General features: G+C 70.1%; 8 protein-coding genes and 1 pseudogene. 6 read left to right on the top strand and 3 right to left on the bottom strand.

Annotation, left to right across the window (positions count from 1 at the left end):
* The 3 genes from U4E84_RS15380 (at nt 1) to U4E84_RS15370 (ending at nt 3,576) form a co-directional block, all read left to right on the top strand.
* Complete coding sequence (locus U4E84_RS15380; protein WP_322533000.1) at nt 1–1,173, top strand: tRNA (guanine(26)-N(2))-dimethyltransferase; 1,173 nt, start codon at nt 1–3, stop codon at nt 1,171–1,173.
* A gap of 92 nt (nt 1,174–1,265) precedes the next feature.
* Complete coding sequence (locus U4E84_RS15375) at nt 1,266–2,582, top strand: YihY/virulence factor BrkB family protein (protein WP_322532999.1); 1,317 nt, start codon at nt 1,266–1,268, stop codon at nt 2,580–2,582.
* A gap of 7 nt (nt 2,583–2,589) precedes the next feature.
* Nucleotides 2,590–3,576, top strand: a complete 987-nt coding sequence (locus U4E84_RS15370) for a phosphatase PAP2 family protein (RefSeq protein ID WP_322532998.1) — start codon at nt 2,590–2,592, stop codon at nt 3,574–3,576.
* 116 nt (nt 3,577–3,692) lie between these two features.
* On the opposite strand, the gene U4E84_RS15365 is transcribed toward U4E84_RS15370, so the two are convergent.
* The gene (locus U4E84_RS15365) at nt 3,693–4,457 is read right to left on the bottom strand and encodes an NAD(P)-dependent oxidoreductase (protein ID WP_322532997.1); all 765 of its coding nucleotides are present in this window, start codon (nt 4,455–4,457) and stop codon (nt 3,693–3,695) included.
* A gap of 194 nt (nt 4,458–4,651) precedes the next feature.
* Between U4E84_RS15365 and U4E84_RS15360 the strand changes: the two genes are divergently transcribed.
* Both U4E84_RS15360 and U4E84_RS15355 read left to right on the top strand, forming a co-directional pair.
* Nucleotides 4,652–5,488: a hypothetical protein gene (locus U4E84_RS15360; RefSeq protein WP_322532996.1), complete on the top strand. Its 837-nt coding sequence runs from the start codon at nt 4,652–4,654 to the stop codon at nt 5,486–5,488.
* A 99-nt stretch (nt 5,489–5,587) separates the two neighbouring features.
* Nucleotides 5,588–6,346, top strand: a complete 759-nt coding sequence (locus U4E84_RS15355) for a sugar phosphate isomerase/epimerase (RefSeq protein WP_322532995.1) — start codon at nt 5,588–5,590, stop codon at nt 6,344–6,346.
* 10 nt (nt 6,347–6,356) lie between these two features.
* Here U4E84_RS15355 and U4E84_RS15350 read toward each other — a convergent pair whose 3' ends face one another.
* The gene (locus U4E84_RS15350; protein WP_322532994.1) at nt 6,357–7,433 is read right to left on the bottom strand and encodes a Gfo/Idh/MocA family oxidoreductase; all 1,077 of its coding nucleotides are present in this window, start codon (nt 7,431–7,433) and stop codon (nt 6,357–6,359) included.
* A 556-nt stretch (nt 7,434–7,989) separates the two neighbouring features.
* On the opposite strand from U4E84_RS15350, the gene U4E84_RS15345 reads away from it, so the two are divergent.
* Nucleotides 7,990–9,276, top strand: coding sequence for a glycosyltransferase (locus U4E84_RS15345; protein ID WP_322532993.1), 1,287 nt, complete (start codon nt 7,990–7,992; stop codon nt 9,274–9,276).
* Between the two features lie 76 nt (nt 9,277–9,352).
* Here U4E84_RS15345 and U4E84_RS15340 read toward each other — a convergent pair.
* Nucleotides 9,353–9,648, bottom strand: a pseudogene (locus U4E84_RS15340) (glutamine synthetase); the annotation flags it as partial.

The following is a 9,648-nucleotide window of genomic DNA, read 5'->3' as shown; positions in this document are numbered from 1 at the left end:
ATGGACATCGAGGAGGGCGGTCTCACCGTCTCCGTCCCCGAGGCTCGCGACGGGGCCAGCGAGGGCACCGGCGGCGGGGTCTTCTTCAACCCGACCCAGGAGCTGAACCGCGACGTCACCGTCGCGGTGCTGCGCGCGTACCGCGAGCGCGAGCCGCGCGCGGCGTCGTATCTCGACGCGATGGCGGCCTCCGGAGTCCGAGGGGTCCGCGCCGCTGCCGAGGGGTACGACGTCACCTGCGCCGACGTCGACTCCGACGCCGTCGACCTCGCGGCCGAGAACCTCGCCGCCAACGACCTGGACGGAGAGACGGTCCACCGCGACGTCAACGCGCTGCTGTACGAGAGCGTCTTTGACGTCGTCGACCTGGACCCGTACGGGACGCCGATCCCCTTCGCGGACGCCGCGCTCGCGAACGCGCGCGACCTGGTCTGCGTCACCGCGACCGACACCGCCCCGCTCTGCGGCGCGCACCTCAACAGCGGGATCCGCAAGTACGGCGCCGTCCCGCGAAACACGGACTACCACCCCGAGATGGGGCTCCGCACGCTGATCTCCGCGCTGGTCCGGACCGCGGCCCGCTACGACAAGGCGGCCCGCCCGATCGTCTCGCACGTCTCCCGGCACTACGCGCGGACCTACCTCGAACTGGAGTCCGGCGCGCGGGCGGCCGACGCCTGCATCGACGAGCTCGGGCACGTGGACAACTGCGAGGACTGCCTCTGGCGCGAGCCGACCCGCGGGCTGATCGCCGACCCGGTCGAGACCTGTCCCGTCTGCGGGGGCGACCGCGTGCTCACCGCCGGACCGCTCTGGCTCGGGGCCGTCGCCGACGCCGACTTCGCCCGCGCGGTTCGACGCCGCGTCACCGACGACATGGGCGAAGCGAAGCGCGCCCGCAAGCTGCTCGGGACCGTCGCCCGCGAGCTCGACACCCCCACGCACTACGACCAGCACCGGCTGTACAAGGCGTGGGGCGAGCCCGCCATCGGCATGGACGAGTTCGTCGACCGCCTCCGCGCGGCCGGGTACGAGGCCAGCCGCGCGCACTACCGGGGCACCGCGGTCAAGAGCACGGCGTCGATCCCGGAGATGCGGGCGGCGGTTCTGGACGGCTCGGAGGATGCAGTCGACGCCGACGATCCGGACGGAGGGACCGGCGCCGCGAACTGACCGCGTCGACCGCTCCCTCGACGCGGCTCATCCCCCATCGCGTCTCGATCGCACCCTTTCCGTTTTTGTCTCTATCCCCCGAAGTACGGGGTGTGCCTCCACGCCCGTCCACCGCCTTCGGTACGGCCCGGCGCGTCGTCGACGTCGCGATCGACCGACAGGTGACGTTCCTCGCCGCCGCGATCGCCTACTACGCGTTCGTCTCGCTCATCCCCGCGCTCCTGCTGCTCGTCGTCATCGCGACCGCCGTCTTCGGCGAGGCCATCGCCACCGAGCTGGTCACGAGCGCCGGGGAGTTCCTCACGCCCGCCGGCGAGGAGGCAGTCGCCACCGCGATTTCCTCCGCGGGCGGGCGGACCGGTGCGAGCGTGCTCGGCGTCGTGGTGCTGCTCTGGTCGACGCTGAAGGTGTTTCGGGGCCTCGACACGGCGTTCGCCGAGCTGTACGGCCTCAAGGATCCGCCGGACTTCCTGAAACAGCTCACCGACGCCGCCTCGGTCGTCCTCGCCATCGGCGTGGGGATCGGCGTGATGGTGATCGTCGGCGCGTTCGTCGCCGCCGCCGACGCGATCCCGGCGGTAGGGGTGGCGAGCATTCTCGTGCTACCGGCGTTTCTCGCGGTCGTGTTCCTCCCGATGTACTACGTGCTCCCCGACCCCGCGATCGGGATTCGAGAGGCCATTCCCGGCGCGGCCGTCGCCGCCGTCGGATGGACGCTGCTGCAGGCCGGCTTCCAGCTGTACGCCGCGAGCGCCGGTCAGTACCAGGTGTACGGCGTCATCGGCGGGATCTTGCTGCTCGTCACGTGGCTCTACCTCGCCGCCGTCGTCGTCGTGATCGGCGGGGTCGTCAACGTCGTACTCGCCGGCCGCGACAGGACTGCCCCCGCGAGCGGCGCCGGCCTCGGGGGCGGGTCGACCGCGCTCGACGACGCCCCGGACCGGCAGTTACAACACGACCGCGACCGACCCACGGATATGAACGGCGAGTCGGACGGCGCGGGCGACGCCGGCGACGAGGGGCGACCGAAGGGGGCGCCGGACGTCTCGGCGCTCGAGGAGGAGGTCGAGCGACTGCGAGCGGAGTTCGACGCGTTCGAGGACGACGTCGAGCGCCGCACCGTCGACAAGCCCGCGGTGGAGTCGGAGCTGAAACGCTACGTCCGCGCGCGGATGCGACGCGGACACGCCCGCGGGTGGGGGCCGTACCTCGTGCTGCTGTACGGGACGGCGCTCATCCTCGGCGCCTTCTCCTTCCTCGACGGGCTCTACGCCATCGCCGCGATGCTGATCTTGGGACTGTCGACGCTCGGACTGTACACGCTCTTCATCGTCGTCGGTATCGGCCTCAACCTGCTCGAGACGCCCGGTAAGGCGCTCGATTACGCCCGTGACCGGGGGGACGACTGACCGGACCGTGACGGGACTCGTCTCCGCGGAGCGCGGGGTCGGCGAGATCGCCCTCGTCGACGCGCTCCCCGAGATCGTCGTCGTCGTCTTCGCGGCGGTCACCCACCTCGCGGACCCGTGGTTCCTGTTCGGCCTGCTGGCGATCGGCTACTGGTTCGGCGGCGACCGGCTCACGGCCTCCCCGCGCCGCGCCGGCGCGACCGCGATCGCGGCCGTCACCTGCGCGTACGCCGCCGTCGCGCTCGGGAAGGCGTGGTTCGCGGTCCCCCGGCCGCCGGGCGCGATGGGGCCCGCCGACGTGCCGACGTGGCTTCCGGGCCTGCTGTCGGCGTGGTACGAGGCGCAGGTGCTCTCGGACGGCTTCGGCTTCCCGAGCGGCCACGCCACCGGCGCCGCGGCGGCGTACGGCGCGATGGCGCTGCTGTACGACCGCGCGTGGAACCGCCGTCGACGCCTCCTCGCCGCGGCCGCCGTCGCCGTCGCCGTGGCGGCCTCGCGGGTGATCATCGAGGTCCACTACCTCGTCGACGTGCTCGCGGGCCTGTTGGTCGGCGGCGGAGCGGTCGTCGTCGCGCTGTGGTTCGCGGGCGACGCCCGATTCCGCTGGGGTTCGACCGCGCCGGCGCACCGCGGGCCGACCGCCGACCTCGATCCCACGCCAGCGTTCCTGCTGGCCGCGGTCGTCTCGGTCGCCGCGGCCGGCGTCGCGGCCGCCGGCGGTCACACGAGCGAGGTGGTCGAGGCGGGAATCGGCATCGCCACCGGCGCCGGCGGGGTGGTCGGCTGGCAGCTCGTCGACGGCGACGAGCCCACGGTTCAGGCCCGGGTCGCGCTGCCGACGCTCGCGGTCGCCGGCGCGCTCTGGGTCGGCGCGTACGCGCTCTCCGACTCGCTCGTCGTCACGCTGGTCGCGACCACCGCGGCGGTCGTCGCGATCGTCGCGTTGCCGGCGATCCCCGAACGTGTCTGGGAACCGGTGATCGGTCGGAGCTGAGCGGCTCTGACGCGGTGCTCGCGTTCACGCCTGTCGACCCGACGAACGGGACCGATCCCGTCGGCTGTTCCGCGGAGGTCCGCTGCCGCGGTCGGCGCGGGGTATGCGGGGATCGCTCATCCGTCGAGCACGGCCGCCGCGTCGTCGCTCGGTCGGTAGCCGAGCCGCTGCATCGTCTCGGTCAGCGAGAGGTGCCGGTCGCTGTTGCGGGAGACACCGTGTGCGACCACCGGTGACCCGTCGAGCGGGTGCTCGACTGCGGCCCGGAAGAGCGCCCGGCAGTCCCGTGGACTGAGCCACGTCGCGCGGGCGAAGCGGTGGCGCGCGTCCGCGCCGTCGGCCGTCTCCCGCAGCTCCGTCTCGTCCATCAGCCAGCCGATGCGGACGGCGACGACGTCCAGGCCGTGGCGGTCGGCGTAGAACCGGCAGAGCCCCTCGACGGCGACCTTGGCGACGCCGTAGTACGAGTCCGGTCGCGGCGGCGTGTCGGGGCGGACCGTCGTCGTCGGCCGCTCGACCAGCGCCTCGAACTCGGCGGGGTCGTCGCGGTCGTACAGCCCGAACGCGTGGACCGAGCTCGCCATCACGACTCTGTCGACGCCGGCCTCGAGGGCGGCATCGAACGCGTTGGCGGCCATCCGGACGTTCGTCTCGTCTCCCCCGTCCCACGCGTCCCGGTCCGCCGGGTCCCAGGCCAGGTGGACGAGCGCGTCCGCGCCCGCGACGGCAGCGTCGAACGCGTCCCGGTCCGTGGCGTCCAACAGCTCGCCGTCGACGTCCTCGTGTTCGCTGTGAGTGAGCAGGATCCGCTCGGTCTCGTCGAACGCCTCAGCGACGACGCGGCCGACCGCCCCGGCCGCGCCGGTGATCGCGGTTTGCATACGGCGCCACAGGCCGGGGTCGGTCTTTGTAACCCGCCGCGTGTGTCCCCGCGGCCCCCGACCCCCTTCGCGTGCTCGCGCGGCCGTCCGATACGATTCCCGGCCGTCGAGAGCCGACATAAGCGACGCTTTCCCGGGGTGCGGTCCCGTATAGGCGCTGTATAGTCTTCAGACTCGGCGGAGAGGTCGGCGACATGACCGAGCTATCCGGAGTCGTCGCGCTCCGAGACGGAGACTGGCACGACGCGTTCCGGCGACTCGACGAGCGCGGCGGCGGCGTGATCTGGGTCCCGCCGGGAACGCACGACTGCGAACCGACGACGGTGGACCTCGCCGAATACGAGGGCGCCGGAGACTCCTTCGCGATCCGCGGCGGGGGGATGGGCACGAGCGTGCTGGATCTCGGGCGCGGCGCCGGCGACGGGTTCTCGATCGTCGACTCCGACGGGAGCGACCTGTTCTACGTCGAGATCACGGGCGTCGGGTTTCAGGGCCACCGCGACGGCGTTCTCGTTCGCGTCGGCCGAGACGACTTCGCTGACGCGTACAACAGCTGCACGCTGTCGCTCGCGACGAACAACGGCTCGCCGGACGCGACGGGCGCCTGTCGGCTCAATCACGTCCTCAACACCGATCACTTCGGCGTCCACAACACGGTCGGGGGCACCGCCCTGGATCTCCGGCAGTTCCAGTTCGGCGGACTCAGGGGCTCGACGAGCAGCCGACGCGGGCGGTCGCTCCGGCTCTCGGGCTACTCGATGGCGAACGTCGTCGAGTGGCTCAACGTCGAGGCCTGCGAGGACGGCGTCCGCCTGCTCGGCGACGACTGCGGTATCAACCGCTTCGGAACCCTCTACGGCGCGAACGTCGACGGGACGCTGTGGCGTCACGACGCGACGGTCACGACGCACATTGACGCGGCCTACGTCGGCGACAACGTCGAAACCGTCGGCGAAACGACCGCGGGCGAGGTGTCTGTCGGTATCACGAACGTCGACGCCGGGGCGTTCCGGAGCGCCTTACCACGATAGACCGCTGTTAACTAAGGCTCACCGGCGGTTGTCACTGCCAATGAACCGATCGGACGGCCCCACCACCCGGCGCACCGCGTCCCGGTCCGGAGCGAGCAGATGAACGCCTCCCCCGACGACACCATCGGCCGGTACGAGGTCGGCGTCCAGAGCTTCACCTACCGGGAGTTCGACGTGCCCGCGATCTGCGACGAGCTCTCGGACACCGACGTCTCCGCCATCGAGCTGTGCGACGTCCACGTACAGCCCGACGCCAGCGCCGAGACGGTCGAGCGCGTCCGAGAGGGACTCGCCGGCGCAGGCCTAGACGTTTGCGGCTACGGCGTCGTCTCCTTCGAGGACGACGACGAGGGACGGATTCGGTCGACCTTCGAACTGGTCGACCGGCTCGGGGGCGACTACTGTTCGCTGGAGTTTCCGCCCGACGACCGGGCGGTCCGAGAGACGCTCCTCTCTGTCGCTTCGGAGTTCGACCTCGACCTGGCGATCCACAACCACGGCCCCGACGCGACGTACTCGACGGTCGACGAGGTGGCGAGCGTCCTCGAGGAGACCGACGACCCGCGCTTGGGGGCGTGCGTCGACACCGGGCACTTCCTCCGGTCGGGGGAGGAGCCCGGCGAGGTCATCCCGCGCCTGGGCGACCGGGTGCTGGCGTTGCATCTGAAGGACTTCGTCGACGAGGAGACGGAGGCGGTCCCCGGGACCGGACGGATCGACCTGACGGAACTGCTCGACCTGCTCGACGCGGAGACGTCGTTCGAACAGCCGCTCGTGATCGAGTACGAAGCCGACGCGAGAGACCCGACGCCGGCCGTCGAGCAGACGGTCGAAGCCGTCCGCGACGCGGGAGCGTAGCGAGGCCGTCTCAGTCGTCGGACGGGGCGGGAGAGAGCTGGCCGTCGTCGACCATCGACTCCAGCGCGTTGTCGTCGACCTCCAGCGGGAGGTCGACCCGACCGCGGCGGCGGGCGGACTCGTAGCCGGCGAAGATGATCTCGGTGGCGTTGAGCGCGTTCGCCGCGCAGAGCTCCGAGGGGCGTCCCTCCGCGAGGGCCGCCACGACGTCCGCGATCGCGAGGTCGATCGTGGAGGTCTCTCCCGGAACCATCTCCTCGAACGCGTGCTCTACGCAGGCGTCGGAGTGGGTGCTGAACACCTCGACGGCGAGCTTCTCCGTCAGGTGGACGTCCATGAATCCGTCGCTGCCGACGAGGCGCCAGTCGCCCTCGGCGACGGCCTCGGCCGGACCCGTCGCGGCCATGCCGAAGACGCCGTTCTCGTATTCCCAGCAGGCCAGCACCTGGTTCTCGTTGTGGGTCCCGAAGCGGACGTCCTCCTCGGTGTAGTCGAGCTGAGCGATGACCCACGTCGCGGGCTGCTCGTCGTTGAAGTAGTTGCACATGTCGACCGCGTGGGTGCCGTTGTCGTAGAAGTTGCCCCAGCTGTACTCGATGCGGCGCAGGTCGCCGATGGCGCCGGCGTCCAGCTCCCGTTTGGCGACCCGGAACGGCTTCCCGAAGCGGCGCATGTGGTTGAACGTGAGCCGTACGTCTCGTTCTTCACAGACGCGGGCCATGCGCCGGGCGCCACCCCACGTCAGGGCCATCGGCTTCTCGCAGTGGATGGCCTCGACGACGCCGCTCTCGGCGGTGCCGACGACGAGGTCGGCGTGGGTCGCGGGCGGCGTACACACGCTCACGATGTCGGGCTCGAGCTCGGCCAACATCGCCTCGTAGTCTTCGAACACCCCGTCTGCGGAGATGTCGTACTCCTCCGCGAACGCCTCGGCGTTCTCGCGGACGATGTCGGCCGCGCCGACGAGACGGCAGTCGTCCAGTTTCTCGTAGGCCGCGGCGTGACGGTACGCCATCGCGAACCCGTCGACCGACGGCTCGTCCGGGTTGGCACCCGTCCCGATGAACGCGACGTCGAACTCGGCCATCGTCACAGCCCTCCCCGGCGGGCGGTCGCCGCGAACGGGGCTCTCAGTCGTTCGAAACGCCGACCTCCGGTGTGGTTCGCCTCTGGTAGGATTCCCATATTCCGATTAGGAGGGTGTTAATTCATATGGCTTTTTACAGGTTACCTGCGTGTACGTGTCCGTTACGGCCGTTTGCGTGTCAGTTCCGTCGCGGAACCGTCTCGCTCGGGAGGGCCGCGTCGCTACTCGTTCGCCGAGCCTACCGGCGAGGAGGAGTCGGTACGATCAGCATACGCGGGGATCAGCGCTTCCGCCGGCCGGTCCCGATCTGCCGATCGCCGAGTTGGCCGAGTCCGACCCGGCGATCGTCGGATCTCCCCCTCGCGACCGTCGTCTCGTGAAACCGCCGCTCGACGGATCGAGTAAGAACGGTCAACCTCGTGAACGCTACTAATTACAATACATGCGGCAGTCCTACCCGGAATACCGCGACCCCGTGGGGATCAGCGTCTGGATGCCCGAGTGAGAATCGGGTGGGATTCAGACCTGCGAATCCGGGTCGGTGGCATCCATACCAATGAGCACTACATATTCGCCCCAGGACACCGATACAGCGGCCGCAGCGTCGACTCGGCCGACGGACGTGAGCGTCACGATGGCCGCCACGCCGGGAGACGGCTCGTGCGGGATCGGGACGTACACGCGCGATCTCTTGGCCGGAATCGACGGTATCGAGTCGGAGTTCGTTCACATCGCACAGGAGGACCGATCGCTCGGTGACTTCCTCTCTCTCGCCGTTCAGGCCGTCCGCGGGACGGGAGACGTCATCCACGTCCAGCACGAGTACGGGCTGTTCCGGCGCGACGGGAGCAAGTTTCCCGGGGTCATGGGCCTGGTCTTCTTCCCGCTGTTGTTCCTGTTCTCCCGCCTTCGGTCGAAACGCGTCGTCGTCACGATGCACTCCGTCCTGAACCCGGAGCCGGACGAATCGCCGTTCTCGGTCCGGCTGTACCTGCTCTTGATGCACAAGCTCCTAGCGACGGGGACGGCTCACCTGATCTTCCTGTCTCCGGACTGCGCCTCGAAGTTTCTGGCAGACGTCGGCGTCGACGACGACGGGTACAGCGTCCTCTCACACGGCGTCAACACCGAGGTCCCGGGAGAATCGAACGCGGCCGAGGCGAAGCGCGCGTTCGGCTTCGACTCCGACGACGACGTCGTCGCGATTCCGGGGTTCGTCCGACCGCCGAAGGGCCACGATATCTTCGTCGAGCTGGCCCGCGCGCTGCCCGAGTACGAGTTCATGATCGCGGGCGGCGCACGACCGAAGGGGGCGGACTTCGAGTTCGCCGAGCAGATCCGCGAGGAGGCGCCGGAGAACGTGACCGTCACGGGCGTCCTCGACGACGAGGCGTACTGGACGGCGCTGGCAGCGCCCGACCTCGCCGTCCTCCCCTACCGCGTCGTCTCTCAGAGCGGGACGTTCAACTCCTGTGCAACCCGGGAGCTCCCCGTCCTGGCCAGCGACGTCGATTACTTCCGGCGCATCGAAGACGAGTGGGGCGTGCCCGAGACGGTCGACGTCGAGGACACGGAGGCGCTCGAGGAGCGCGTCCGGTCGTTGCTCGAGGACGACGCCCGCCGTGAGCGGCTCGCGGAGAGCATCGCGCGGTACAAGCGAGCCAACAGCTTCGACCAGGTCGGCGCCGACCACCGTCGCATCTACCACCGCGTTGCCAACGGGACGGCCGACGGGCTCGGCGAGCGCGCGTCGGAAACCGACTCCCCCCGGTCCCAGTCGCTCGCGGGAAGCTGTAGCGCCCAGTCGGGCACGCTCTCCGACAAGTCGGTGACTCAGGACTGAAGACGTGAGGTTCCGCCTCGCGTCCCCGAGAAGCCGGACGGGACGAGAGGACCGCAGATCGCGCCGCGACGTCGCCTCAGAACGTCTCCAGGTAGCGGTCCTCCTCCCACTGCGAGACCTGGGTGAGGTACTCGCTGAACTCCTGGGACTTCGCCTCGGCGAACTTCTCTGAGGTGTGCGGACCGAGCGCGTCCTGGAGCACCTCGTCCGATTCCAGCGCGTCGACGGCGGCGCCGAGGTTCGGCGGCAGCGTCTCGATGCCGTACTCCCGGCGCTTCTCGTCGTCGAACTCGTAGATGTCCTCGCGGACCGGTTCGCCCGGATCGGCGCCGGTCTTGATCCCGTCGAGCCCGGCGGCGATGAGCGACGCCA

This window comes from Halorubrum sp. AD140 (genome assembly GCF_034497445.1).
In the GTDB taxonomy this organism is placed as follows: domain Archaea; phylum Halobacteriota; class Halobacteria; order Halobacteriales; family Haloferacaceae; genus Halorubrum.
The sequence above is the reverse complement of the archived record's forward strand: the minus strand, read 5'-3'. Positions and strand labels throughout refer to the sequence as shown.

Coding starts and splice junctions, on each gene's coding strand:
- U4E84_RS15380 (WP_322533000.1), top strand. CDS start 1: ATGGACATCGAGGAGGGCGGTCTCACCGTCTCCGTCCCCGAGGCTCGC.
- U4E84_RS15365 (WP_322532997.1), bottom strand. CDS start 4,457: ATGCAAACCGCGATCACCGGCGCGGCCGGGGCGGTCGGCCGCGTCGTC.
- U4E84_RS15360 (WP_322532996.1), top strand. CDS start 4,652: ATGACCGAGCTATCCGGAGTCGTCGCGCTCCGAGACGGAGACTGGCAC.
- U4E84_RS15355 (WP_322532995.1), top strand. CDS start 5,588: ATGAACGCCTCCCCCGACGACACCATCGGCCGGTACGAGGTCGGCGTC.
- U4E84_RS15350 (WP_322532994.1), bottom strand. CDS start 7,433: ATGGCCGAGTTCGACGTCGCGTTCATCGGGACGGGTGCCAACCCGGAC.
- U4E84_RS15345 (WP_322532993.1), top strand. CDS start 7,990: ATGAGCACTACATATTCGCCCCAGGACACCGATACAGCGGCCGCAGCG.